Below are 26,827 nucleotides of genomic sequence, written 5' to 3'. Positions count from 1 at the left end.
TTCATTATACAGAAGGTAGGGATTCGAAACAGCTTATTCCACACTAAAAATATAAGAGTAAAGCGGTTGTTTGCCGTCGTGAACTTCAATTTCAATCTCGTCGTTCACCGATTCGATATATGACGTCAACGCTTCTACGTCCGATGCAGAAGAGCCTTCTCCTGTTAAGATCGTGACGATTTCATCGTCTGCATCGATGAGCGCATCGACTAATCGTTTAGCCGCTTCTAAGCTCGATGGAGATGAAGAAACGATTTTCTTCTCAGCAATCGCCATGTGCTCATCTTTTTTGATTTCAACGCCATCGATGCTCGTATCACGAACAGCGTATGTCACTTGGCCGGACTTCACTGTCGCGGCTGCCGCTTTCATCGCTTGTTCATTCATCTCGACATCCGCTTCAGGATTGAATGCGATGGCTGCAGCGAGACCTTGTGGGACGGTCTTCGTCGGAATGACCGACACGCCGCACGGTGCGACAGACGCCGCTTGTTCAGCCGCCATGATGATGTTGGAGTTGTTCGGGAAGATGAAGACGTGTTCCGCATGTGCCGACTCAATCGCCTTGACGATATCTTCTGTCGACGGGTTCATCGTCTGACCACCTTCGATGACGTGGGCCGCCCCGAGTGAACGGAACAGTTCGCTGACGCCTTCACCCATTGCGACCGTTACGATGGCAAATGGTGCTTTCGGCTTCTCCGCTTGTTGAACACCGTGCTGATTGGCACCGTGTTCTTCTTCAAGAATCGTCGAGTGTTGTTGACGCATGTTCTCGATTTTGACCGCGACGAGTTCACCGAAACGTTGCCCTTTCGTGATGACTTCACCTGGCGTCTCGACGTGAACGTGAACTTTCAAGAGTTCCTCGTCCGCGACGACAAGAAGAGAATCCCCGAGTTCAGACAACTCGTTGCGGAATGCATCTTCGTTGAACGGTGTATCTTTCAGCTTGTCCTCTTGGAAACGGACCATGATCTCCGTACAGTAACCGAATTCGATGTCCTCTGTCGACATGAATCCTTGTGCCGCATGCGCGTGGTGTTCTGCTTCGACCAATGCATCCATCACCGGTGTATGTGGTTTTTCGAGTTCCTTTCCTTCAAGACTCGCGAGGAATCCTTCGTAAATGACGAGAAGTCCTTGACCACCTGAGTCGACGACGCCGACTTCTTTTAACACCGGTAATAAGTCCGGTGTACGGTCTAACGAAGCTTTTGCTTCGACGATGACTCGTTTCATGAACTCTGCGAAATCACTTGTCGACTCAGACGCAAGGAGCGCTTCATCAGCTGCTTCACGAGCAACCGTTAAAATCGTTCCCTCAACCGGTTTCATAACCGCTTTGTATGCCGTATCGACACCGCGTTTGAGTGCTTCTGCAAAATCAATTGTCGTGAGTTCCGTCTTTCCTTCAACGGCTTTCCCGAAACCGCGGAACAACTGGCTTAAAATAACGCCTGAGTTTCCGCGTGCTCCCATCAGGAGTCCACGAGCGAACTTTGATGATACCTCTGCGACATCAGATGTGTTCATGGTTGCTACTTCTTTCGCACCTGACGTCATCGTCAAGTTCATGTTCGTTCCCGTGTCTCCGTCTGGAACCGGGAAGACGTTAAGCGAATCTACATAATCTGCGTTTTGGCTCAAATTGGCCGCTCCGTTCGCGATCATGTTTGAGAGCGCCACGCCATCTAAACGATTTAAACCCACACCAAATCCTCCTCCGTTTTCGTCAGTCATTCGTCAGACGAACGCCTTGAACGAATATATTTACCGACGAAACGTTTAATCCTAAAGTTTCTCCGAGTGTATACTTTACTCGGCTTTGCACGTTGTATGCGACTTCCGATACTTTCGTCCCGTAGCTTACAATGATGTGCATGTCGATATGTACGTCCTCATCCTCTTGACGTACGACGACACCACGCGCGTAATTTTCACGTTTTAACAATTCAGCAATGCCGTCTTTCAATTGTGCTTGTGAAGCCATGCCGACCACACCGAAGCATTCCATCGCCGCACCACCTGCGAGTGTCGCGATGACGTCACTTGTGATGTCAATATTGCCATATGTTGTCTTCATTTCAATTGCCATATGGAGTAGCCTCCTTTATTCGGAATGATTCCTAATGTACATTCTACAATAAGTACCTAGTTATTAAAAGAACCTGCTCCAGAATCTCGGTCAATTAAGGCGATAACCTCATTCATTATTCAAATCCTTGAGAGTAATGTCAAGTTTTTTTCTTGTCATGGTATGATTTTCTAGTTGCATCGGGAAAAAAGCCGTGCTAATATAAACGAGTGTCTATTAGGACGAACCCACATAAAAAAGGAGGGGAAACGCATGGCACGTAAATGCTACGTAACAGGTAAATCACCTAAATCAGGTAACAACCGTTCGCACGCACTCAACAAGACAAAACGTACTTGGGGTGTAAACGTACAAAAAGTTCGTATTCTCGTTGACGGTAAACCGAAACGCGTTTGGGTTTCAGCTCGCGCACTTAAATCAGGTCTCGTTGAACGCGTATAATACTTATACACGAACGAATAAATCCCAGCGGCATTCGCCGATGGGATTTTTTTTGCTTATTTTTTGACGAGCATGACAAGGACCATTCCCTCATGGACCGTCAACAAGGCACGCTCTTCGCTCCACTCATTTGATACAGTCAACGCTTGCGCGCTATGGACCGGATGACGGTCGAGTGGATATTTGACCCCATCAATTGAAATCGTAGCGGTTTTCCAAGGCATGAAAGACAAGTAATGTTCATCTAGTTTTTTAATCTCATAACTTCCTGGCCGAGCGAGAAAAATCGTTTGACCCGTCCCATGAAGAACCATCCCCGGATACGATTCGAGTAGACCGACGTTCGCGAACGTCATATCAACTCGACCACCGAGTGCCCCGTACACGTGCATCTGGGTCGCCCCTTGATCGATTGCCAACTGAAGCGCAATCTCGAGGTCGGTCACATCCTTTTCAGATGGATAACGTAGCGCTTCCTCAGGAGGTGTTCCGACAAACGAATCAAAGTCCCCGACCACGACGTCGACATCAATCCCCTCATCTAATAATCTCTGATATCCGCCATCGACACCGATGACAAAATCGGCATCACGCGGTAAGTCCGGAATAGGTTCCGGACTCGCCGCGACGATCAAGATGTTCATTGACGAATGTCCCGTGTCGCGACACGCGTGAATCGCGGAGCTGTCGTGAAGAGTAAGACTAATACGATGGCTGAGATGACAAACGACGGAACCATATAAGTTGCGTTATAGCCAAGTGAATAAGCCACGACCGGACCCTCCGCATACTCAGCGAAAAAGACAATCCCTGAGATGACGTGAGCCGCATAACGCAACGCCGACCCGATCAATGCGCCGATCACCAAATAGGTAGCGAGCGTCTTCGTCGCGCCTTGACCAGCGGCCTGTTTCACACGTCCGGCAAAGACGCCGGCCACGCCGACAAGTCCGTACGCGACCGTATAATCGAGCAAGAACTGAACTGGCGTAAAGATATAGGCTCCGAACAAGAGTTGAAGCGTCCCGACGAGCGCACCAGTCGCAAGTCCCCCTTTCAATCCGTGACGAAACGCCATCACAAAGATCGGGAGCATCGCCAGACTGATTGACCCTCCTTGTGGCAAACGGTATGGGATCAGTAAATCAAAGACTAGTCCAAGCGCCGCGAACAATGAAATTTCGATGAGTGCTTGTAATTTAAAACGTGATTTCATCTTTCTTCCTCCTTTATTGTGTGAACGACAAAAAGCAGCATGACGTAAACGCCATGCTGCTTGGATTCGCAACGTGCATTTTCGCCACATCCCTACGTCCGTGTGAACGGAACAGGTTCAAAGGGTTAGCGTATGCCTCTCAGCCACATATTGTGACACCCCTTGCGACTCTATCTTGTTGTTCTACCGTCGATTATACACGAGATGCGCCACGAATGCTATCGATGGCGGCTTTATAATCCGGTTGATTGTAAATGGCCGAACCGGCAACTAGGACATCAGCCCCTGCGTCGATGCAACGTTTCGCCGTCTCTTCATTGACGCCACCATCGATTTCAATTTCAAAATCGAGCTGACGATCTTTGCGAAGCTGACTGAGCGCCGAAATTTTCGGTACGACGGATTCAATGAACGCTTGTCCACCGAACCCTGGGTTGACGGTCATGAGTAATACCATATCGACGTCTTGAAGGATATGTTCAATCGTAGAGAGCGGGGTGTGCGGGTTCAAGACGACCCCACATTTCGCCCCTGCCGCTTTGATTTGCTGCAAGACTCGATGTAAATGGTTCGTTGCTTCCACGTGAACCGTCACAATGTCTGCCCCCGCCTTGACGAAATCTTCGACATAGCGTTCCGGTTGGTCAATCATCAAATGCACATCGAGAACCATGTCTGATTTTTTGCGCAAGCTCGCGAGGACCGGTAGTCCAATCGAGATGTTCGGCACGAACTGCCCATCCATCACGTCAAAATGGATATAATCTGCCCCCGCATCTTGAACGGCTTTCACTTCCGCTTCCAAATTGGCAAAGTCGGCTGCTAAAATTGATGGTGCGATTTTAATCATCTGTCAATACCTCCGTTTACGATCGTTTAACTCCTCCATAAAGGTAACATAATTCTCATAACGAGTTGAAGCAATTTTGCCATCTTCAACGGCTTGTTTAATGGCACACCCCGGTTCATTGATATGGACGCATCCCCGGAACTTACAATCGTCATGTCGTTCCACAAACTCCGGGAAACACCATCTCAGTTCATCCGCCTCGAGTTCTTGCGGGAACTCAAGACTTGAAAATCCTGGCGTATCCGCCACAAGCCCGTCGGCCAATTGAATGAGCGTGACGTGACGTGTCGTATGTTTCCCACGGCCGAGTGATTTTGAGATTTTCCCCGTTGCCAATTCGAGTTCAGGCGCGACCGCGTTCAAGAGTGAACTTTTCCCGACACCTGTTTGACCGGCAAACACGCTCGTCTTCTCTTTGAAGAGTCCCCTTACTTGATCGACCCCATCCGAAAGCTCCGTCGACGTCTCAATCACGTCATATCCGATGGTACGATAGCGGGCGACCGCCTCTTGAATCGGTCCGGTCTCTTCTTCACTGAGTAGGTCCATCTTCGTTAACACGATGATTGGATGAATTTGTTTGGATTCGATCAATACGAGGAATCGGTCAAGCAAATGATAAGAAAACGCCGGTTCTTTCACAGAAAAAAGTAGAAATGCCTGATCGATGTTGGCGATTGGTGGGCGGACGAGATGGTTTTGACGCTCCTCCACCTCTAAAATATAGCCCGTCCCATCTTCCTGATCTTGAATGACCACGTCATCCCCGACGACAGGCGAGATGTTTCGTTTCCGAAAATTCCCTCTCGCCCGACACCGAATCTCTTGATTCGACTCGGTCATCACATCATAAAACCCGCCTTGTAAGCGAATAATCGTTCCTTTCAATATGACTACCTCCCTTAAAAAAGAGGTGACGACACCGTCACCTCTTTATTGTGCCTCTTTGGCCTGTGCATATGTGACTGAATCCGTTCGGACGATTTCACCATCGACTTCAATCGTTGCGGTCCCGACTTCGTCCGGGGCAATAACGAGCGTATACGAATACGTTGTCGTCTCTGTGATGTTATCCCGTAACACTTCAATTTCACCGCGCGCATCGACCGTGCGAATCACGACCTCGACGGCTTTCGGTTTCTTGTCTTTGTCCGGTTGCTCGACTTCGACGCTCACTTCACGTTCGATGGAGACGTCCGTCGGTTCAACCCCTTCCGATACGATGACCGTAAGTTCCGTTCCCGGATCGACTGCCGTACCCGCCGTTGGAAGTTGACGGATGATTTGACCTTTAGGAACACTTGTCGAAAACTCATCCCGTCTCACGATTTTTAACTTGTTTTGATCGGCATAAGTCGATGCCTCGTCAAACGTATATCCCGCGAGATTCGACAGTTCGACTTTGTTGCTTCCTGTCGACACGACGAGCGTCACCGTCACTTCTGAAGGAACGACTTCCTCGCCTGGGTCGAGGGATTGCGAAATCACATCTCCGCTAGCGACTGTTTCCGAAGCTTCTGTTTTGATTTCAAGGTCACTGAATGCCAGATCTTTTAACATGCGTTCAGCTGCTGTTTGGGACAATCCCTCCACATTCGGCATTTCGACGGTTTCTTTCCCGGCCGAAACGACGATGGTCACCGTCGTGCCTCGTTTTGGTTTACGCCCTTGTTGTGGGTTTTGCGAAATAACCTCACCTTCTTCGACGTCATCGCTCGCCCGCTCCGTCACTTCGACGACGAAATCGGCATTCTCAAGTTCAGAAGTGGCATCTCCGATACTCATTCCAACGACATCCGGAACGACGGCTCGTGACATTTCATCGGCGACCACGTATGCCGCAATGCTCCCTCCAATCAGGATCAACACGAGTAAAATCCAAATCCACCATTTGCGTTTCTTCTTTTTTACTGGAGTCACCGCTTCAGGTTCTTGCTCACTAGACGCTGTGACCGGAGTCGGTGTTACTGGCGTCTCTGGTTTTTCTTCAGGTATGACCGGTGTCATGACGAGCGTTTGATCGAACTCATCCTGACTGGCCGGAACACGTCTCGGCTCATTGGCGCGTTCACGGCTTAATGCCGTCATGCAGTCTTTCTTAAAGGCTGCGACCGAAACATGACGGGCACCTGGTGACTTCGACAATGCTTGCATGACGCAGTTTTCGAGTGCCTGTGGAATATTCGGATTCAAGTCCATCGGTCGAATCGGGTCATCTTGCAAATGTTGAAGGGCGACGGCGACGGGTGTCTCGCCAATAAACGGGACACGACCTGTCAACAATTCGTACAGTACGGCACCGAGCGAATAAATATCTGACTTTTCATCAGCAAATTTACCGCGCGCTTGCTCAGGTGAGAAATAATGGACCGAGCCGAGTACGGACATCGTATGCGTCAACGTCGCATTCGACATCGCCACGGCAATCCCAAAATCGGTCACCTTCACGTTACCGTGCTGATCGATCATCATGTTCTGCGGCTTGATATCACGGTGAATGATTCGATTCGCATGGGCATGGTCAATCGCATCACAAATCTGTCCCATGATGCGTAGCGCTTCATCGACAGATATGTATTCCTCTTGCAAATATTGTTTTAACGTCACCCCATCGACATGCTCCATGACGATATAGTACAAATCTTCTTCATCGCCGACGTCATAAATCGCCACGATGTTTGGATGGTTCAGACTCGTAGCCGCATGGGCTTCTCGCTCGAACCGACGTATAAATTGTTCGTTATGTGAGAATTCAGATCGCAACACCTTGATGGCGACGGTTCGGTTTAAGATCTCGTCATGAGCCCGGTAGACATTTGCCATGCCTCCGCTGCCGATTTGTTGTTCGATCCGATAACGATCGTTGATTCGTTCTCCGCTTCGCATCGGATTCATCCTCTCTTTCTATCTGTGAATTGAACGAGGGCGACCGTGATATTGTCGCTTCCTCCCAATTGATTGGCTTCTGCAATGAGTTGCTCCGCTTTTTGTTCGGCGGATGCCGTTTGTTGTAATACGTGTTGAATCGCCACATCGGTCATGTGTGTCGTCAATCCATCCGTACAAATTAAAATCACATCAAACTCAGGGTCAGCGAGCACTTGCACGTCAGGTTCGACTTGTTCGCTTGAACCGATTGCCCGGGTGATGACATTTCGTTTCGGATGAACCCGCATCTCTTCTTCCGTCAATTCACCGAGTTGTTTGAGCACATTGACGTAAGAATGGTCCTCCGTAAGACGTCTTAACTCATTCGCCTGGAGCGCATAGACGCGACTATCTCCGATATGGACGATGACCACCGTTTCTTCATTCCAACAAACAGCTGCCACAGTCGTTCCCATCATGACAAGATTCGACTGCTTCGCAAATTGCAACACTTGATCGTTCGCCAAATCGATGTGGTGGCGGAACCATCGTTCGATTTCGACAGGGGTTGCCGGGAGAGACGGGAACGCCCGTCTAAACTCTTCAATCACGATTTGACTCGCGACCTCTCCCGCTGCATGCCCACCCATTCCGTCTGCAACCAGGGCAATCCCGGTTATGGCATCACCTAAGATTAAAACTGCATCCTCATTTTGTGTGCGTACTTGTCCACGATCTGTTCGAAATGCTAATTCCATCTTTCTGATTACCTCGTTTCTTGTTCGCGCTCCTTCGCTCGAAGCTGTCCACAAGCGGCATCGATGTCCGACCCTTGCTCGCGACGGATTGTCACGTTCACATTGCGGTCTTTGAGCACTTTTTCGAAGGCAAAGATTTGAGCTCGCGGTGTCCGTACATAGTCACGTTCGAGTACATGGTTGACGGGAATCAAGTTGACGTGACATTTGATTCCTTTTAACAGGTCTGCCAAGAGATGGGCATATTCTTCCGTATCGTTGACACCACCAAAGAGTCCATATTCAAACGTGATGCGACGTCCGCTCTTCTCTGTGTAATAACGGACCGCATCCATCAACTTGTCCAAGTCAAAGGCACGGTTGATCGGCATGAGCTTAGTACGCAATTCCGTCGTCGGTGCGTGAAGTGAAATGGCGAAGTTGATTCGCATACCTTCATCGGCAAACTTGTAAATCTTCGGAACAATCCCACTCGTCGATACCGTGATGTGTCGTGCTCCGATGTTGAGTCCATTGTCATGGTTGACAGTACGTAAGAAACGCATTAACTCATCGTAGTTATCGAACGGTTCGCCGATTCCCATGACGACGATAGAGTCGACGCGCTCTCCTGTCGCGTCTAATGCACGTTGTACGTCGAGCACTTGGGCTGTGATTTCCCCGGCTTCTAAGTTTCGTTTCAAGCCGCCGAGTGTCGAGGCACAGAACGTACATCCGATCCGGCAACCGACTTGTGTCGTGACACAAATCGAGTTTCCGTATTCGTGACGCATGAGTACCGTTTCAATTGAGTACCCGTCCTGAAGTTCAAACAAGAACTTGATTGTGCCGTCTTGGGATTCCTGCTTGACCAATTCTTTTAACGTCGTCAATTGGAACGATGCCTCTAATTTGTCGCGAAGCGCTTTCGGAACGTTGGTCATATCATCAAAAGTCGTGACCCGTTTGACGTACATCCAATCATATAATTGTTTCGCACGGAATGCCTTTTCTCCTGCCTCGATCACCCATGCCTCAAGTTCGGGGAACGTCAACGAATAAAGTGACGGTTTTGCGCCTACGAGTGGATTCTTTTCTACTGCTTTTGGATTCATGTTTTATACCTCTTTCTTAAATGCGGCGATATAGAAGCCGTCGGTCCCGAATGTCGTCGGTAATAATTTTAGTTCAGCACGGTCCGATTCCATCATCGGACGAACAGATTGTGGGAGACGACCTTTGAGCGTTTCGTCCCACATCAACCCTTTCGACAGAATATAGTCAGCCTGCGTCTCATTTTCAGACGGGTCGATTGTACATGTCGAGTAAACTAGCGTACCACCTGGTTTGAGCAGTGGCAATACGGCATCAATGATTTGTCTTTGTATCTTTGGTAAGTTTTCGAGTTGAGCTTTGTCCTTCGTCCATTTAATATCCGGCTTTCGACGAATGACGCCAAGGCCCGAACAAGGGACATCTAAAAGAATCCGGTCAAAACTCTCTTCTTCAAACCGTTCACCTGCTAAACGAGCATCAAGGGCAAGTGCGGTCACTCCATTGATGTGTAGACGTTTCGCTTGTTGGTCAATCAATTTTGCTTTGTGCGGATGAAGGTCAAGCGCGGTGAGCGACCCACCTTGCATCCGCTCTGCCGTATGCATCGCCTTGCCGCCTGGTGCGGCACATGCGTCTAGGATGACATCGTCTTTCGACACACCGAGTGCATCCGCGACAATCATGGAGCTTTCATCTTGAATCGATAGGAAACCTTCCTCGATAAATGGGGTCCCATGGACATTCCCAGACTCTACGACGAGTCCATCTGCCGACAGTTCCGAACGTGACGTCATGACGCCAGCATCAGCCAACCGGTTCATCATCTCATCCACTGAAATGCGCTTTCGGTTGACCCGAATCGTAACAGGAGCAGGTTCATTGTTTAATCGGCAAATCGCTTCTGCCGTTTCCACACCATATAACTCAATCCAATCTGATACGAGCCATTCCGGATGACTGTGCTCGATGGCGATTCGTTCTGCATCGGTCAAGCCACTAAAGTCCGGAAACCCTTCCCGAAGCACATTTCGTAACACCCCGTTTACGAATTTGCTCGTTCCGAGGTGATGACCTCGTTTTTTCGCGATTTCGACCGCCTCGTGTAGGACGGCCCGGTCGGGTACTTTATCAAGATAGAAGAGTTGATAAACGCTCATCCGAAGAAGCGGGAGGACAAACTTGTCTAGCTTCTTCGGCGAACGGATGCGGTCTTTCAAAATATAATCGAGCGTCCCTTTGCGACTGAGCGTCCCATATACGAGTTCGGTATAGAGACCGACATCTTTTGGGGCAACTTTTTTTTGTTTCAATGTATCATTGACGGCAATCGTCGAATACGCGCCGCCTTGTTCAATTTTCATCAGCGTATCAAGCGCTGCTTCACGTACGTTCATGAGTTCCTCCTAATCGGTCGCCAATCCGTAGCTTTTGTCCGGCGCCACGCATGAAAGTTGCACCATCCATCCGTTTCTTACCTGCGGGTTGCAAATCGGTCACTTTGATTGCGACGTCGTTCCCTGTCGCCACGACAAATCCGTCTTCTTCCAGACGAATGACTTCTCCCGACTGTCCCGTTCCTGTCGTTTTTTCTCCCATGAACAATTTCACTCGTTCGCCTTCAAGCGTTGAATAGGCCGTCGGGAATGGATTCATTCCTCGAATATGGTTGTAGATGGACTCGCCATGCTTCGTCCAATCAATCTGTTCACGCTCACGGCTGATGTTCGGAGCAAACGTCACGTCTCGCTCGTCTTGAGGCACCGCCTCAATCCACCCTTCCAAGAAGGCCGGAAGCGTACGGATCAGAAGATCGCTTCCTGCTACAGCCAGTTTATCAAATAAAGACCCGACTGTATCCGTCTCTTCAATAGGTACGATGGTATTGGCAATCATGTCCCCTGCATCTAACTTGTCGACCATGTACATGATCGTCACACCTGTCTCCGACTCCCCATCAAGAATGGCTTGATGGATCGGGGCACCTCCGCGATATTTCGGAAGGAGGGAGGCATGTACGTTGATGGCTCCGTGAGGCGGGGCTTCTAGTAAGGCGGTCGGCACGATTTGTCCGTACGCCGCCGTCACAATCAAATCAGGCTTCAGCTCTAAAATGTCTGCATAGTCTGTGCGCACTTTTTCAGGCTGCAACACGGGAATACCGTGACGAAGCGCACACTCTTTTACTGGAGTCGGCTTAAGTTCACGTTTTCGCCCGACCGGTTTATCCGGTTGCGATACGACACCTACGACATTGTATCCTTCTTCAAGCAGTCGCTCAAGTACCGATACGGCGAACGTCGGCGTCCCCATGAAGACGATGCGTTTGTCTTTTCCAGGGTTCGGGACGGCGAGCTTGTCTGTGAACAAGACGCCATCCAAATGATCCATCTCATGTTGAATCGCACGAGCGAAAAAGCCACTCGCTTGAATCGTATGTGTACGCCCTTTCAAATCTTGATTCTTGACGACGATCGACTCATGTCGTTCCACGAATCCGAATTCGCCTGGGATGCTCAAACATCCCTCTAGTCCAACTTCTCGACCGGATGTTTCAATGATTTCCGGGTTGATCAAGACGAGCGGTCCCGTCTCATCATCGGTATGGACGACCGCGAGCCGCTGGTTCAAATTGACTTGCGGTGCCGCGACACCAACTCCGTCATACTCATACATCGTATCAAACAATCGGTCGACAGTCTGACGCAATTTTTTATCAAACTTTGTCACCGGTTCGCACGTTACGCGCAAAATGTCATTAGGTACTTCTACTACTTTATACATGTCTCTCCACCTCACATGAATACGTATGGGTTCACATCGATACTCATTTGATATTCTTTCTTGCTGATTGCTTTGGCTCTCGCTTGCTGTAATCGTGCCAGCTCGGCGTAAAGCGTATCGGGTTGTTTCGTTTTAATGAATACTTGATAACGATAGGCGTTCTTCAATTTCGATAACGGTGCCGGCATCGGTCCATTCAAGCGACTATTCTCCACGTGCGCTTGTAAAAAGTCTGATGCGAACAATTCTGCCTCGGCCTTGGCGACAAGGGGATTTTCCGCCGAAAACGTGACGAGCGTTAAAAACCAGTAAGGAGGATGATTTCCGACTTGTCTGAGTCCCATCTCTTTGGCGAAAAATGTCTCATAATCATGTTCACTCGCAGTCTCGATCACATAATGGTCCGGGTTATACGTTTGGACGAACGCCTCACCCGGAAGTTTTCCGCGCCCGGCTCTTCCTGCCACTTGCGTGACAAGTTGGAAGGTGCGTTCGGTCGCCCGAAAGTCAGGCATCCCGAGTGTCGCATCCGCCGCGAGTACCCCGACGAGGGTGACGTTTGGGAAGTCGAGCCCCTTGGCAATCATCTGCGTGCCAAGTAAGATGTCGGCCTCCCCTTCTTCGAAACGACGCAACAACTGCTCATGTGAACCTTTTCGAGACGTCGTATCCTGGTCCATTCGGATGATGCGCGCTTCTGGAATCCGGTTCAACAGTTCCGTCTCGATTTTTTGTGTGCCCGACCCGAACTGTTTGATTTTCTTACTATTGCAGGATGGACACGTCGAAGGCATACCGACCTCGTAACCGCAGTAGTGACACTTCAACCGATCTCCATATTGATGATATGTCAAATTGACGGCACAATGCGGACATGTCATGCCTTCCCCGCAGTCCCGGCACATGACGAACGTCGTGAATCCACGACGGTTCAATAAAATGACGCACTGCTCTTTTTTCTCGATCCGGTCGAGAATCCCTTGGAACAATTCTTCCGAGAACATCGTCGTATTGCCCTTCGCCAACTCTCGGCGCATGTCAATGATGTGGACCGGTGGCATCTCACCGCCATACCGTTCTTTCAAATGCAAATAGCGATAGACGCCTTTTTGTGCCCGGGCATACGATTCAAGTGACGGGGTCGCACTGCCTAACACGACAGGACAACCGTGATAACGAGCCCGCCAGATGGCAACATCGCGCGCATGATAGCGCGGGTTCTCTTCTTGCTTGTACGTCGTCTCGTGCTCTTCATCTAAGATGATCAGACCGAGTCGGTCGAGCGGGGCAAAGATGGCAGAACGGGCACCGACGACGACGTCGACTTCATTCCGTTTAATCTTACGCCACTCGTCGTACTTCTCACCTTTAGACAGAGCACTGTGCAACACGGCGACCCGATCGCCGAAACGACGCTTGAAGCGTTTGACCATCATCGGGGTCAAACTGATTTCAGGAACGAGTAAGATGGCCTGCTTGCCTTCATCGATGACTTGTCCGATTGATTCTAAATAGACTTCGGTCTTCCCACTCCCCGTCACACCGTGGACGAGTAACGTCTCACCTGCTTCAGCCTCCTGTATGGCCAAGACGGCACTTGCCTGACTGTCGTTCAATTGAACCGATTCCTCGACTTGCTCGATCGTCGCGTACGGGTCACGGTTCAACTCGACCTCGGTCAATCGAACCGCTCCGAGGTCGGCAAGTTTTTGCAGTTGTGGACGAGTCAGACCAATTTGACGTAGTGCCGACCAATACATGCGTGGGGTCTCCTTTAGTAGGTTGACCGCTTCAAGTTGCTTTTTCGCACGTTTTGGCACGACCGTTGCATCGAGGAGCTCGACGACGACGTCGGTCTTAACAGTCTTCTTTTCTTTTAAGACGGGCGCTAAGATCAGCTCCCCTTTTTTAGCGAGTCCAAGAATGACCGATTGGACTTCTTTTGGATACTCCGATAAATGCGTTCCGAGGCGGACCCCATCAGGCACATACCCTTCTTTGATTTCTTTGTCATAACTCACCTTGAGCGCGGCCGGAAGCATCGCGAGCAGGGCGGATGAACGAAAGCAAAGTGTCGTCTCTTTCACATGAATGGATAAAGCGAGCAGTTCATCGGTGAGTGAAGATTCCTCATCTAACAGCGCTTCTAACGGTTTTAATCCATCTCTCGTCCCATCTGACGTACCGACGACAATCCCGAGCAGACGACGGGACCCGAATGGGACAGAGACGCGCATGCCCGGTTCAATCAAAGCCTCAAATTGTTCAGGTACTTCGTAATCAAACGGACGATCAATCGTGATCACCGGTGCATCGACATGTACATGTGCAATCATCGGACCGCTTCCTTAAAGTGTGTGAGCAACTCGAACGCTAACTGTTTCTTCGACTGTTTCGGAAGTCGATGTGTCGTCCCGTCTGCATGGAACAAGACGACCTCATTGTCGTCCGCCCCGAATCCAACGTCACTGCCAGACACATCGTTCGCCACGAGGTAATCGACGTTTTTCCGCTTCAGCTTAGCTGCCGCATGCTCCTCGAGTCGTTCCGTCTCAGCAGCAAATCCGACCAACACTTGATGAGTCTTCTTCTCACCGAGTGATTTTAAAATGTCTGTCGTTTCTTCAAGTTCGATCATGAGTGGACCGTGAACTTTTTTATGTTTTTCCGAATGCACCGTTTTCGGACGATAATCCGCAACTGCCGCCGATTTCACGACAAGGTCTGAAGCCTCAAAGCGGCTCGTCACTTCGCGCAGCATCTCCTCACTTGACTTGACGGGAACCGCTGTCACGCCATCTGGGACAGGAACTTGAAGCGGGCCATGGACGAGCGTGACACGGGCGCCCATGTCTCGAGCCACCTCAGCGAGTGCGACGCCCATTTTTCCAGACGAATCATTGGATAAGTAACGGACGGGATCGATGCGTTCGACAGTCGGGCCAGCCGTGATCAAGACATCTTTTCCAAGATATAGTTTCGGAACGAATTGGCTTTCGATGATGCGAACCAAGTCTTCCGGTTCAGGCAGACGTCCCCCGCCAATCCATCCGCAAGCCAAGTTGCCGACACCGGGTTCAATCAACTGATAGCCGTATGATTTTAGCGTCTCGATGTTGCGCTGTGTGGCAGGATGTTCGAGCATGTTCACATTCATCGCTGGTGAGATGATGACCGGGCACTTCGCAGCCAAAATGGACGTCGTAATAAAGTCATCCGCAATCCCGTTCGCCAATTTTGCAATCGTATTTGCCGTCGCCGGGGCCACGACAATCAAATCGCTCGAGTCGACGACATCGATATGTGCAATCTTTGTCGGGTCATGCTCTTCGAACACGTCCGTATAGACCGGGTTGCGACTGAGCGCCTGGAAGGTCGCCTGACCCACGAATTGTTCTGCCGACTTCGTCATCGCGACGCGAACATTCGCTCCGGCTTGAACCAATTTCGATGTGAGCGCACACGCCTTATAGGCGGCGATGCCACCACTCACACATAACAAAATAGTACGATCCTTCACCATTCCCAAACTCCCCCTTATAGACAATGAGACCCAAGTCGCAAACGACTTGGGTCACACTTCATCCGTTGTTTTTTTCGTTCACGATGATTGTCGTATCACCCGAAAATAGTTCTTCTAACGCTTGACCGACCGGCTTATATGATTTTGGCTCGGCGACTTTCGGTGCTTTTCCATCTTGAATCTGACGCGCCCGTTTTGCAGCGACCGTAACGATCGTGTATTTTGACGGGATAGTACGTTGTAAGGCATCAATCGAAGGGTATAACATTAAATGACCTCCATCATGGCTTTTTTATAGAGTGACGCAACACGTTCACGTTTACAATGCTCGGCTGTCACGATCGCTTTAATTCGATCGATGGCTTTGTCGACCTCGTCGTTCGTGACGACATAGTCGTAGGCGTCCATCAACTCGATTTCTTCACGCGCGACGAGCAGGCGTTGCTTAATGACTTCTTCTGACTCCGTGCCTCGTCCGATGAGACGATTGCGAAGTTCTTGAAGGCTTGGTGGTGCCAAGAATAAAAAGACGGCTTCTGGGAGAAGTTCCTTCACTTGGAACGCCCCTTGCACCTCAATTTCAAGAATGACATCTTGGCCGCTTTCGAGCGTTTCACGCACCCACTCTACAGGCGTCCCGTAATAGTTACCGACAAATTCGGCATGTTCAAGCAGTTCTTTTTGTTCGATCATCCGTTCGAACTCTTCTCTCGATTTGAAGAAGTAATGCACCCCTTCAACTTCCCCTTCACGTGGTTTTCGGGTCGTCGCCGACACCGAATATTGAAGGTTGTTGTCCTCTTCCTCGCGAAGAGCACGGCAAACGGTCCCTTTTCCGACACCGCTCGGTCCAGACAAAACGATTAATAATCCTCGTTCTTTAAAATTCACTGCAAGCCCTCCATCTTCTAACATCACATTTAATTATAATAGCAGTCAATCAATTGTCCCGGCAAGAAGAAGTTCGGATTTCCTACTCCATCGTACCATATTTTCTGTTTTTCTGATAACGTAGAGACAGAAAATGAACAAAGGTGATGAGATCATTGGCTTATGATGGATTAATGACATATCGTGTCGTACAAGAATTACAATCGCTCGTCGGAGGGCGAATCAACAAGGTACATCAACCGTATTCGCTCGATTTGATGCTTCAAATTCGCTCGAATCGTCAGAACGCGCAACTCTTGATATCAGCAAACGCGATGTATGCCCGTCTTCAGTTGACGGATACACCGATTAAAAACCCACAAGAACCGCCGATGTTTTGCATGATGCTCCGCAAACATGTAGAAGGTGGATTCATCACGGCGGTCGAACAAATCGGACGAGACCGTGTCATCGTCATTTCGGTCCGCTCTCGTAACGAGCTCGGCGATGAAGAATTGAAGAAAGTATACATCGAATTGATGGGACGCCACTCGAACGTCGTCTTGACGACAGAAGAAGGCAAAATATTAGATGCCATCAAGCATCTCCCGCCTTCCCAAAACACGTATCGGACCATCATGCCGGGTAGTGACTATCTCCTTCCGCCGGAACAACACAAGTTCGACCCATTGACGGAGATGACAGAAGGATTGAAACGAATCGATTGGAACGCCGGCAAGCTTGATAAACAGATTGTCGCCACGTTCGCCGGCGTCAGTCCGCAAATCGCACAGGAAGTTGTTCATCTCGCAAAAACGCCGAATCGCGACTCCTTACAACAAGCGTTTGAGAACGTTCTTCGTCAACTCGATGGACCCTACGTTTTCCAACAACTTGCGAACGGCAAAGAACGGTTCGCTCCGATCGCGTTGACAGCCGGGGACATCGAATCCGAGGAAACGTATGAATCGAGTAAAGAAGTGCTCGACCGTTTCTACTATGAAAAAGCGAACCGTGACCGTGTGAGACAACAAGCACACGATGTGGAACGGCTCTTGAAATCAGAACTCGAAAAGAATCAATTAAAACGCCGCCGCCTTTTGGATGATTTGAAAGCGACAGAACGGGCAGATGAGTTACAAAAATACGGCGAGTTGTTGACGACGTATTTATTCCAACTCGAGAAAGGGATGCGCGTCGCCGAAGTCGTCGATTATTATGACGAAAACGGTGCAATCCTCTCCATTCCACTCGATCCACTCAAAACACCGAATGAGAATGCGCAGCAATATTATAAGAAATACAACAAATTAAAAGTCGCAAAAGTGGAAGTGAAGAAACAGATTGAGCTGAACGATGCAGAAATCGAATATTTAGAGACGCTTATCGCCCAACTTGACGTCGCGTCACCGTCCGACCTTCTTGAGATTCGCGAAGAACTCGCAGAAGAAGGCTACATCCGTCAAAAACGACAAAAGAAAAAAGCGAATCCGAAGATTTCGCTTGAAGCGTATACGTCCTCGACCGGAATAGAGTTCTTTGTCGGGAAGAACAATACGCAAAACGACCATCTGACGTTCAAATTCGCACGCCGTGACGAGATTTGGCTTCATGTTAAAGACATCCCAGGGTCTCACGTCATCATTCGTTCGACCGAACCGGATGAAACGACATTACTTGAAGCCGCATCAGTCGCCGCCTACTTCTCGAAGGCACGCGCATCGAGTGGCGTGCCTGTCGATTACACACGCGCCCGCTTCGTGAAAAAACCGAGCGGTGCGAAACCCGGGTTCGTCATCTACACGGATCAACAGACCGTCTACGTGACTCCGGATGAGCAATTGATGAAGTCATTGAAACAATCGTGAACATGAAGACCCGCCATCGTGATGGCGGGTCCAGACTATAGACAAAGTATAGGTCTAATGTCTTTTATATGCCCAACCCGGACACGGCTCGCTTTCCTAGGGGCAAGCAGGGAGCCGCATCGCGACTGCGTCACTGCTGGGTCTCCCTTTGCTTGCTATTCCCTCAGGAGTCTCGCCTGCCCGTTCTTGGTCACCTTTTGTCCTTCATCCCATATAATGGTGTGAGAAGAACACACAGGGGTGGATCTGATGATCAACAAGTCGACACAATCCATCCTTCACGGTCTGACGAACGGAACGGATGTTGAACGGCGGGCCGAGGCGGATGATCGCGGGATTGATGACGGGCGGGCTCGGCGTTTACCTTCCCTTTCCCCTGATACATCGATTCGAAGTAAGTATCGAGCTTTTCTTCGGTCGTCGAGGCCTTGGAAGAAGACAAACGGGCGCCGGAAGGACGAGTTCGAACATGTTATTTGTCAACAAGCTGGACCCGTCATGATCATGGCGGGTCTTCTACGTGTAGAGGGTTCACGTTTTCGGATCATGCTTGAACGCCTCGAGCTGTTCATGATAGTCGAGCAAATGCCCGTATAAAATTTCTGAAACGGATAAATCTTCATGTGGAAGTTTGAAGAGTGAATAGGGCTTGTCACATGTATAGAGAATGTCGTGATGGTGTGCCAGTAAGTATAAGAACTCAGACTCAAACGCCTGTCGCTCTTCCTCACTCATCAAAAGGAAAGCTTCTCGATGCTCGGCGAGACTCTCTAGCAACAAGACCAGCTTGTCTTCAAGGTGAATCAACAATCGGTACTGTTTGATTGTCATATGCTTCAATTTGACGTTCGTCACTTTCATATCCTCTTGGAGCATCATATGAAGCTCTTGATGGCCAAGGATGCGGGCTCGCGTCTCGAGCAGTTCTGTCGGGGAACCGACGAGCTCTCGCCAATGATGGAACAGATAAGAAGAAGTCTTACGTACCTCGTTCAACAATCGGTCCTCATAACGGGGTGGCATGAATGCGTAATTGACACCGAGTGAAACGAACACACCGACCGCTGTCAATAACGAACGGGTCCACGCATAATGGAAGAAGTCCGATGTAGGACTTTCGAGCATCATGACGATGGCAAACGCTGCATACGTCGACATATGGGTCTTATCGAACGTCGTGTTGAGTGTGAGCGAAACGATGACGGCTAATCCGATCGAGAGCGGATTGACACCGAACAAATAGACGATGAAAAGTCCACACATAAGACCGACGACCGTTCCGAATATACGACTGAACACGATTTTAGATGACCGCTTGACGGTCGGTTGCATCGCCACGACTGCTGCGATGGCCCCCATCCCTGAATAGATCCCGAAGATATACCACGAGATGGCGACGGTGATGGCGACGGCGATTCCGGTTTTTAACGTACGTAACCCGACTTTCGGGATGTATCGTTTTCCATTCATTTCAGTTCGACCTTCCCTGTCTCAGAAATCAGTTCCACCACCGGTCGATTCGATGTCGACAATTGATACACACCGGGTTCGACTTCTTCGTAACGGTCGCTACTCGAGACTTTTCCAGTCGTCGTCACGTTCACTTGTCCTGTCGCATGTTTCGGCGCGTAACTGAGCGTCCCGGCTTCCGTCTGGATGGTCATCGCTTGATTGACGACGACATCACTGACAGTCGCATGACGATAGGACCGAATGTCACCGGTCACAAGTCGTGCCGATTCGATAGTCGTATCGCTTTTCGATTCAATCCGCAGTCGATCACTATCAATCTGTTTCAAATTGACGGCATTCACATCCATGACAATCGTCTTCGCATTCAATCCTTGTCCTGTCACCTGCTCCGCTCCTAGATGAACCGATGTCATCGAGCTCGGCAAAGCGACTTTAATCTTATAGCGCGACGGTTCATCGCTCGCCCGACTTCCGAAATAGCTGAACCAGCCATATCGCTCGACGACGTAGATCGTGTCCCCGACTGATTTGACTTTGATGCGCCGTTCTTTCGAATTGGTCTGCATCACTTCAATCTGTACCTTTTCATTTGGACTACGAACAAATTCCACGTTCCCATGGTCTGTTTCGAGTCGCAATTTCTTCATTTGATATCGGTCTTCATACTGGTCTCCTAGCGCTAATAGATGACTGAATACAAATAAATTCACAAAAAAGAGCGCTGGGATGATGGTCAAGACGAGACCGAAGGCGATTTTACGATGTTTTGGAATTGCACGAAATCGTGCGTTCCATGTCTTCTCTTTGCTTCTTGAATACGCCATATGCCTCTCCTTTTCGAATCACTTCCGTTATTTTACCATGAAGTATGACATATGCCGAATCGAAAAAGAATCCGCCCGAAGGTGGATTCTTAAGAGGTGACGAGGTCGCTCCAGGCACGAGGATCTTCTTGCCAGTCGCGAAGCGAATCGAGCTCCGAACGGTTTAGAACGCCCGTACTCTCTGCCACTTCAATCAATTCTGAGAACGTCGTCAACGATGTTGCCGTCAGATCTGCATCGGCTAGATTCTTCTGAAGAACCGGTAATCCGTACGAGAAGATGGCTTGAATCCCAATGACGTCACCACCCGCCTGACGAATCGCCTTCGCCGCATCGATACTCGACATCCCTGTCGACAATAAATCCTCGATGACGAGTACTCGAGCGCCTGCCTCGAGTCTTCCTTCAATTTGATTACCTTTCCCATGCCCTTTTGCACTCGACCGGACATAAATGAACGGGAGACCGAGTCGGTCAGCGAGCAACGCCCCGTGAGGGATACCTGCCGTGGCCGTCCCTGCAATCACATCGACTTCAGTCGGATTCACTGACTTCACCAATCCATCGACGATGACTTGACGCACATTCGGAAAACTGAGTGTAAGTCGATTGTCGCAGTAGATCGGACTCTTCAATCCGCTCGACCATGTATACGGCTCAGTCGGTGATAGTGTGACGGCTTCAATCTGTAAAAGTGCCTCAGCGATTTGTTTCATTCATTTGTCCCCATTCCTTCATAAATTGATCGTACATGGCCATCGGATCAGTCGCACGTGTAATCGGTCGACCGACGACGATTGAGTGAACACCCGCCAGTCTCGCTTCATGCGGCGTCGCGATACGGACTTGATCATCCTCGGTTGCACCGAGTCGGATGCCCGGTGTGACCGTCATGAACGTGTCCCCGAGTTTCTGATGAATCGCTTTCGCTTCCTGGACGGATGCGACCACTCCGTCAAGTCCCGCCTGTTTCGCGAGTGTCGCTTGTCTGAGAACGGCTTGATCGAGTCGTCCGGCAATCCCGAGCTCTGTCTGCATCATTCGTTCATCTGTCGACGTCAACTGTGTGACCCCGATCAATCGAGTCGTATCGTTTGCCTGACGTAACCCGTCTAACGCATAGCGCATCATCTTTTCGCCGCCTAATGTGTGGACATTCGTCACAGCCACCCCGAGCTTTCCGATTTGTCGCATCGTACGGCGTGCCGTCTCCGGGATATCGTGTACTTTCACATCTAGAAAGACCGGATAACCCTCGTCGACCAATTCTTCGACAAAGCATGCGCCTTCCCGATAAAAGAGTTCCATCCCGACTTTGACAGCCGGTCGGTTTGAAAATCGTTTTAACAAATGAAACGCTTCGTCCCGCGTTTCAACGTCAAGGGCGAGATACAAGTTGCGCATAGGCCTTCCCCCTCACATCCAAAATATGTTCGATTCCGAGTGAATCAAGTCGTGCCGGTAACGCTTCAATGATTTCCTGACAGACGTATGGATTTTCAAAGTTCGCCGTCCCGACGGCAACGGCAGACGCCCCGGCGTAAATGAACTCAAGCACATCGTCTACCGTCCGAACCCCGCCCATGGCGATGATCGGTATGTTGACCGCTTGCGCGACTTCATATACCATCCGGACCGCCACCGGTTTGATGGCCGGACCGGATAACCCACCGATTCGGTTCGCTAAAATCGGTCGTCCTGTCTCGATATCGATTCGCATCCCAACGAGTGTGTTGATCATCGTCAAGCCGTCCGCGCCGGCCGCCTCGACAGCTCGCGCCATGTCCGTGATCGACGTGACGTTCGGAGACAGTTTGACATAGACCGGCTTACTCGAAGCCGCTTTGACGAGTCGCGTGAGTTCTGCGGCCATTACCGGGTCCGTCCCGAACTGCATGCCCCCACATTTCACGTTCGGGCATGAGATGTTCAATTCGATGGCTTTAATCGTCGGGTCGGCGCTGATTCGACGGGCGACTTCCACGTATTCATCTGGCGTCGAACCGGCAACGTTGGCGATGATCTCCGTATCGAACGTTGAGAGGAATGGTAATTTTTCTTCGATGATCGCATCGACACCTGGATTTTGAAGTCCGATCGCGTTGAGCATGCCCTGTGCCGTCTCGGCGACACGTGGGGTCGGATTTCCGAATCTCGATTCCTCCGTCGCTGCTTTGATCATGATGCCTCCTAAGATGGAGAGGTCATACAGTTTCGCGAATTCCTCTCCAAATCCGAAACATCCGGAAGCCGGAATAATTGGGTTTTTTAAACGAAGACCTGGTAACTCGACATTCAATCTCATAACAGCACCTCTTCCGCATTGAATACCGGACCGTCACTACAGACTTTCACATAGCCCCCCGGTGCTTGACAGACACAGGCAAAACAAGCACCGATGCCACAACCCATCCGATTCTCGATTGAGAGATATCGTTCAGGAATGGGCGAAGTGGCAACTGCCTTTAACATCGCTTCCGGACCACAGCTGAACAACACATCCGCCTCGATGCGTGCGAGGGGGCCAGTGACGAAGCCAAGCTCCCCGTGAGTACCGTCTACTGTCGTGATGATCGTCTCACCAAGTTCACGAAAGGCTTCTTCATAAAAGACGCTTTCTTTTGAATCAAACCCGAGAATTGCAATCGTTTCAATCCCCATCTCATGGAGTCGGCGTCTGACGTAGTAAAGCGGTGGGACCCCAATCCCACCTCCGACCAGGACGACTCGCTTTCCATGTTGCGCTAGGGGAAAACCGTTCCCGAGCGGACCAAGGACGTCTAGTGTGTCCCCGACGCGTTTCCCCGAAAGCTCAGTTGTCCCTTCCCCAATCACTTTGTATAAGAAGGTAATTTCGTCCCCCTCGACGTTCGCCACCGATAACGGTCGACGTAACAGACCGGACGTCTTGATGTGAAAGAACGTCCCAGGGGCGATCTCCACCCCAGGGCAACGGACTTTCATTTCCATCGTCGCTTTGGCGATTTGTCGATTGCTGACAATCGTCACGTCATGTCTCATACCATCACCCCGAACGTTGTGAATGCCGGGATGCTGACCGTTTGGAACGACAGGCTTTCAATGACTTGTAACAACGCTTCGACTGTATCGAGCGAGGTAAGGCAAAGCGTGCCCTGCTCGGCGGCCGTTCTTCGAATCAAGAACCCGTCTTTCGTGACGAGTGCATCGCGACTCGTTGTATTGATGATCAAGTCGACGTCTCCTCGCTCGATCACACTGAGCATCGTCTCACCGTCTTCTTGAATTTTCCCGACTCGACGAACACGCATCTGTTCCGCTTCGAGACAATCAGCCGTCCCACTCGTTGCCATGAGTCGGAAACCGAGGCGGTCGAAACGTTTCGCCAAGGCGATGGCCTCATCCTTGTCATGGTCGGCAATCGTCATGAGCACGTTCCCTTTCAAGGCGATGTTCATCCCTGCTGCGACGAGCCCTTTATAGAGCGCTTTTTCGAGCGTGCGATCTGTCGCCATGACCTCCCCTGTCGACTTCATCTCAGGTCCGAGCGATGGGTCTACTTCTTTCAATTTCGCGAACGAGAAGACCGGTACTTTGACCGAGATACTGTCCGACTCAGGATGAATGCCTGTCCCAAGACCGAGTTCTTTCAAACTCGTCCCAAGAATCGTTTGCGTAGCAATTCGTGCGACCGGTAACCCCGTCACTTTCGAGATGAATGGGACCGTCCGGCTCGCACGTGGGTTCACCTCGATGACATACAAGTCATCCGCATAGACGAACTGGATGTTGAGCAGACCTTTGATGCGGAACGCTTTCGCCAACTTAATCGTATAATCGACGACTTTTTGTTTCAGTTCTTCACTGAGTCGTTGCGGCGGATAGACGGCAATCGAATCACCCGAATGTACGCCGGCACGTTCGATATGCTCCATGATCCCCGGGATATAGACGTCCGTCCCGTCACAGATGGCATCGACTTCAATCTCAATCCCCGTTAAATAGCGATCGATGAGAACCGGTCGATCTTTTGAGGCGATGACCGCATGTCGCATGTACCGCTCAAGCTCAGACTGTTCATATACGATTTCCATCGCTCGTCCCCCGAGCACGTACGATGGTCGGACGAGTACCGGATAGCCGAGTTCGTTCGCACAAGCGACGGCCTCTTCCACATTTGTCGCCGTCTTTCCTGGTGGTTGAGCCAATCGTTCCGCTGACAATGTGGCTTCGAACGCCTTCCGGTCTTCGGCACGGTCGATATCTTCGAGGGTCGTCCCAAGAATTTTCACGCCGTTCGCTTCTAGCGATGCCGCCAAGTTGATGGCAGTCTGTCCACCGAATTGGACGATGACACCTAGCGGGTTCTCGTTCTCGATGACCTCCAACACGTCTTCTGTTGTCAACGGCTCGAAGTACAACCGATCGGAGATGGAGAAGTCCGTCGAGACCGTTTCCGGGTTGTTGTTGATGATGATGGCTTCGTATCCTGCATCGCGAATCGTATCGATCGAGTGGACGGTCGCATAGTCGAACTCGACACCTTGTCCGATTCGAATCGGACCTGATCCGAGGACGAGGATGGACTCCCGGTCTGTCTTCACCGCTTCGTTCTCCACTTCATACGTCCCGTAGAAGTACGGTGTCTCCGATGCGAACTCGGCTGCGCACGTATCGACCATCTTATAGACGGGACGAATGTTCCATTCTTTCCGTTTCGTACGAACCGCTTCCGTATCCATCGACAGCATACGCGCGATTGCCACATCACTGAACCCTAGACGTTTCACATCCAGCAGACGTTCTGATGTCAACGGTTCCTTAATCAGTTGTTGCTCAGCTTGCCAGATCCGGTTTAATTTCTGTAAGTAGAATCGATCGATTTTTGTCAGTTGGTGTAGCGTTTCTACCGAGTATCCGCGACGAAGGGCCTCATAGACGATGAACAGACGCTCGTCTGTCGGATGAATGAGTCCATGCTCGAGCTGTTCTGTGTCTAATGCAGAAAGTTGTGGAAGGTGAAGTTCTTCCATCCCCAGCTCGAGCGAGCGAACGGCTTTTAGCAAAGCCTCTTCTAAATTCCGACCGATGGCCATGACCTCACCCGTCGCCTTCATTTGTGTGCCTAAGCGGCGATCCGCGGACTCAAACTTATCGAAGGCGAAGCGTGGGATTTTGGCGACGACGTAATCGAGCGCCGGTTCGAACGAGGCGTAGCTCGTCTCGGTGACCGGGTTTTTTAATTCTGACAACTTGTAACCGACAGCGACTTTCGCAGCCAGCTTGGCAATCGGATAGCCTGTCGCTTTTGATGCGAGCGCTGAACTCCGTGAAACACGTGGATTCACTTCGATGACGTAGTACGTGAAACTGTCTGGGTCGAGTGCGAATTGGATGTTACATCCACCCTCGATCCCGAGTGCCCGAATGATATCGAGAGAGACGCTACGAAGCATCTGATAATCCCGATCTGACAGCGTCTGCGTAGGGGCGAATACGATGGAGTCACCGGTGTGGACTCCGACCGGATCAAAGTTTTCCATCGCACAGACGATGATGGCTTGGTCACTCGAGTCACGCATGACCTCGAACTCGACTTCTTTCATCCCGGCAATCGATTTTTCCAACAAGACTTGCGTCACAGGACTCGCCTTTAATCCAGATTCAACGATTTGCTCGAACGACTCCCGGTCATGGGCAATCCCGCCACCGGTTCCCCCGAGCGTGTACGCAGGTCGGATGATGATCGGGTACCCGATCCGTTCCGCAAATCCCCAAGCAGACTCGAGCGTATGGACGATCTCACTTTCAGGTACGCCGTGACCAAGTTCGAACATCAAGTTACGGAACTGTTCCCGGTCTTCCGCTTGAACGATTGCAGACAGTTTCGTCCCGAGTAGCTCCACGCCACAATCTCGCAAGACGCCCCGCTTGTCGAGTTCAAAAGCCAAGTTCAAACCTGTCTGCCCGCCAAGCGTGGCAAGGAGTGCATCCGGACGTTCCTGCCGGATGATTCGCTCGACGAATTCTGGTTCGAGCGGTTCGATATAGACACGGTCCGCCGTCGTCGGATCCGTCATGATGGTAGCCGGATTCGAGTTGACGAGGATGACTTCGTAGCCTTCTTCTTTCAAGGCAAGACATGCCTGTGTACCAGCATAATCAAACTCCGCTGCTTGTCCGATTACAATCGGTCCTGATCCGATTACGAGGATTTTCTGAATATCTGGTCGTTTTGGCATG

The 26,827-nt window shown here is 50.4% G+C and carries 25 protein-coding genes and 1 riboswitch; of the genes, 2 read left to right on the top strand and 23 right to left on the bottom strand.

Annotation, left to right across the window (positions count from 1 at the left end; translation table 11 throughout):
- Positions 1-33: 33 nt before the first annotated feature.
- Together KNO73_RS02335 and KNO73_RS02330 are read right to left on the bottom strand one after the other, a co-directional pair.
- Positions 34-1,713 carry a DAK2 domain-containing protein gene (locus tag KNO73_RS02335; protein WP_214757121.1) on the bottom strand — a complete coding sequence of 560 codons (1,680 nt, stop codon included), beginning with the start codon at positions 1,711-1,713 and terminating at the stop codon, positions 34-36.
- Between the two features lie 22 nt (positions 1,714-1,735).
- A complete protein-coding gene (locus KNO73_RS02330; RefSeq protein WP_015881350.1) occupies positions 1,736-2,098 on the bottom strand; it encodes an Asp23/Gls24 family envelope stress response protein in 363 nt (120 codons plus the stop codon).
- A 252-nt stretch (positions 2,099-2,350) separates the two neighbouring features.
- Between KNO73_RS02330 and rpmB the strand changes: the two genes are divergently transcribed.
- Positions 2,351-2,539 (top strand): 50S ribosomal protein L28, encoded by a 189-nt coding sequence (gene rpmB, locus KNO73_RS02325; RefSeq protein WP_015881349.1) that lies wholly within the window; start codon positions 2,351-2,353, stop codon positions 2,537-2,539.
- Between the two features lie 56 nt (positions 2,540-2,595).
- Here the strand turns inward: rpmB and KNO73_RS02320 are convergent, their stop codons facing one another.
- The 13 genes from KNO73_RS02320 to gmk form a co-directional block, all read right to left on the bottom strand.
- The gene (locus KNO73_RS02320; protein ID WP_214684496.1) at positions 2,596-3,183 is read right to left on the bottom strand and encodes a thiamine diphosphokinase; all 588 of its coding nucleotides are present in this window, start codon (positions 3,181-3,183) and stop codon (positions 2,596-2,598) included.
- Positions 3,180-3,755, bottom strand: coding sequence for an energy-coupled thiamine transporter ThiT (gene thiT / locus KNO73_RS02315; protein ID WP_214684498.1), 576 nt, complete (start codon positions 3,753-3,755; stop codon positions 3,180-3,182). The genes KNO73_RS02320 and thiT overlap by 4 nt, the downstream gene beginning before the upstream one ends.
- A gap of 72 nt (positions 3,756-3,827) precedes the next feature.
- A riboswitch (TPP riboswitch) is annotated at positions 3,828-3,928 on the bottom strand.
- A gap of 20 nt (positions 3,929-3,948) precedes the next feature.
- A complete protein-coding gene (gene rpe / locus KNO73_RS02310) occupies positions 3,949-4,605 on the bottom strand; it encodes a ribulose-phosphate 3-epimerase (protein WP_015881346.1) in 657 nt (218 codons plus the stop codon).
- A gap of 3 nt (positions 4,606-4,608) precedes the next feature.
- Positions 4,609-5,496, bottom strand: a complete 888-nt coding sequence (gene rsgA, locus KNO73_RS02305; protein WP_214684887.1) for a ribosome small subunit-dependent GTPase A — start codon at positions 5,494-5,496, stop codon at positions 4,609-4,611.
- A gap of 42 nt (positions 5,497-5,538) precedes the next feature.
- Positions 5,539-7,491, bottom strand: a complete 1,953-nt coding sequence (pknB, locus tag KNO73_RS02300; protein ID WP_214684500.1) for a Stk1 family PASTA domain-containing Ser/Thr kinase — start codon at positions 7,489-7,491, stop codon at positions 5,539-5,541.
- A 5-nt stretch (positions 7,492-7,496) separates the two neighbouring features.
- Positions 7,497-8,231 (bottom strand): Stp1/IreP family PP2C-type Ser/Thr phosphatase, encoded by a 735-nt coding sequence (locus tag KNO73_RS02295; RefSeq protein ID WP_214733691.1) that lies wholly within the window; start codon positions 8,229-8,231, stop codon positions 7,497-7,499.
- 8 nt (positions 8,232-8,239) lie between these two features.
- A complete protein-coding gene (gene rlmN, locus KNO73_RS02290) occupies positions 8,240-9,325 on the bottom strand; it encodes a dual-specificity RNA methyltransferase RlmN (RefSeq protein WP_015881342.1) in 1,086 nt (361 codons plus the stop codon).
- A 3-nt stretch (positions 9,326-9,328) separates the two neighbouring features.
- On the bottom strand, positions 9,329-10,660 hold the full coding sequence (rsmB, locus tag KNO73_RS02285) for a 16S rRNA (cytosine(967)-C(5))-methyltransferase RsmB (RefSeq protein WP_215111999.1): 1,332 nt from the start codon (positions 10,658-10,660) through the stop codon (positions 9,329-9,331).
- Positions 10,647-12,047, bottom strand: a complete 1,401-nt coding sequence (gene fmt, locus KNO73_RS02280; protein WP_215111998.1) for a methionyl-tRNA formyltransferase — start codon at positions 12,045-12,047, stop codon at positions 10,647-10,649. The genes rsmB and fmt overlap by 14 nt, the downstream gene beginning before the upstream one ends.
- Before the next feature lie 11 nt (positions 12,048-12,058).
- Positions 12,059-14,383, bottom strand: a complete 2,325-nt coding sequence (gene priA, locus KNO73_RS02275) for a primosomal protein N' (protein WP_078146670.1) — start codon at positions 14,381-14,383, stop codon at positions 12,059-12,061.
- Entirely contained in the window at positions 14,380-15,570 is a 1,191-nt protein-coding gene (gene coaBC, locus KNO73_RS02270; protein WP_214733689.1) for a bifunctional phosphopantothenoylcysteine decarboxylase/phosphopantothenate--cysteine ligase CoaBC, read from the bottom strand. Before coaBC ends, priA begins: the two co-directional genes overlap by 4 nt.
- A gap of 58 nt (positions 15,571-15,628) precedes the next feature.
- Positions 15,629-15,838 carry a DNA-directed RNA polymerase subunit omega gene (gene rpoZ, locus KNO73_RS02265; protein WP_015881337.1) on the bottom strand — a complete coding sequence of 70 codons (210 nt, stop codon included), beginning with the start codon at positions 15,836-15,838 and terminating at the stop codon, positions 15,629-15,631.
- Entirely contained in the window at positions 15,838-16,485 is a 648-nt protein-coding gene (gmk, locus tag KNO73_RS02260) for a guanylate kinase (protein WP_031421596.1), read from the bottom strand. Before gmk ends, rpoZ begins: the two co-directional genes overlap by 1 nt.
- Before the next feature lie 131 nt (positions 16,486-16,616).
- On the opposite strand from gmk, the gene KNO73_RS02255 reads away from it, so the two are divergent.
- Entirely contained in the window at positions 16,617-18,308 is a 1,692-nt protein-coding gene (locus KNO73_RS02255) for an Rqc2 family fibronectin-binding protein (protein WP_168169841.1), read from the top strand.
- A 253-nt stretch (positions 18,309-18,561) separates the two neighbouring features.
- On the opposite strand, the gene KNO73_RS02250 is transcribed toward KNO73_RS02255, so the two are convergent.
- From KNO73_RS02250 to carB, 8 genes are all read right to left on the bottom strand, one after another.
- Positions 18,562-18,750, bottom strand: coding sequence for a hypothetical protein (locus tag KNO73_RS02250; RefSeq protein WP_215111997.1), 189 nt, complete (start codon positions 18,748-18,750; stop codon positions 18,562-18,564).
- An 89-nt stretch (positions 18,751-18,839) separates the two neighbouring features.
- Positions 18,840-19,778 (bottom strand): FUSC family protein, encoded by a 939-nt coding sequence (locus tag KNO73_RS02245; RefSeq protein ID WP_078146667.1) that lies wholly within the window; start codon positions 19,776-19,778, stop codon positions 18,840-18,842.
- Complete coding sequence (locus tag KNO73_RS02240) at positions 19,775-20,605, bottom strand: hypothetical protein (protein ID WP_015881333.1); 831 nt, start codon at positions 20,603-20,605, stop codon at positions 19,775-19,777. The genes KNO73_RS02245 and KNO73_RS02240 overlap by 4 nt, the downstream gene beginning before the upstream one ends.
- Before the next feature lie 89 nt (positions 20,606-20,694).
- Positions 20,695-21,321 (bottom strand): orotate phosphoribosyltransferase, encoded by a 627-nt coding sequence (gene pyrE / locus KNO73_RS02235; RefSeq protein WP_078146666.1) that lies wholly within the window; start codon positions 21,319-21,321, stop codon positions 20,695-20,697.
- On the bottom strand, positions 21,305-22,009 hold the full coding sequence (pyrF, locus tag KNO73_RS02230; protein ID WP_078146665.1) for an orotidine-5'-phosphate decarboxylase: 705 nt from the start codon (positions 22,007-22,009) through the stop codon (positions 21,305-21,307). The genes pyrE and pyrF overlap by 17 nt, the downstream gene beginning before the upstream one ends.
- Positions 21,984-22,910: a dihydroorotate dehydrogenase gene (locus KNO73_RS02225; protein ID WP_047795437.1), complete on the bottom strand. Its 927-nt coding sequence runs from the start codon at positions 22,908-22,910 to the stop codon at positions 21,984-21,986. The genes pyrF and KNO73_RS02225 overlap by 26 nt, the downstream gene beginning before the upstream one ends.
- On the bottom strand, positions 22,907-23,626 hold the full coding sequence (locus tag KNO73_RS02220) for a dihydroorotate dehydrogenase electron transfer subunit (protein ID WP_078146663.1): 720 nt from the start codon (positions 23,624-23,626) through the stop codon (positions 22,907-22,909). The genes KNO73_RS02225 and KNO73_RS02220 overlap by 4 nt, the downstream gene beginning before the upstream one ends.
- Positions 23,623-26,826: a carbamoyl-phosphate synthase large subunit gene (gene carB, locus KNO73_RS02215; RefSeq protein ID WP_078146662.1), complete on the bottom strand. Its 3,204-nt coding sequence runs from the start codon at positions 26,824-26,826 to the stop codon at positions 23,623-23,625. The genes KNO73_RS02220 and carB overlap by 4 nt, the downstream gene beginning before the upstream one ends.
- Position 26,827 lies beyond the last annotated feature (1 nt).

The organism is Exiguobacterium sp. s83 (genome assembly GCF_018617095.1).
Lineage (GTDB): Bacteria > Bacillota > Bacilli > Exiguobacteriales > Exiguobacteriaceae > Exiguobacterium > Exiguobacterium profundum.
This window is presented reverse-complemented; position numbering and strand designations above follow the sequence as displayed.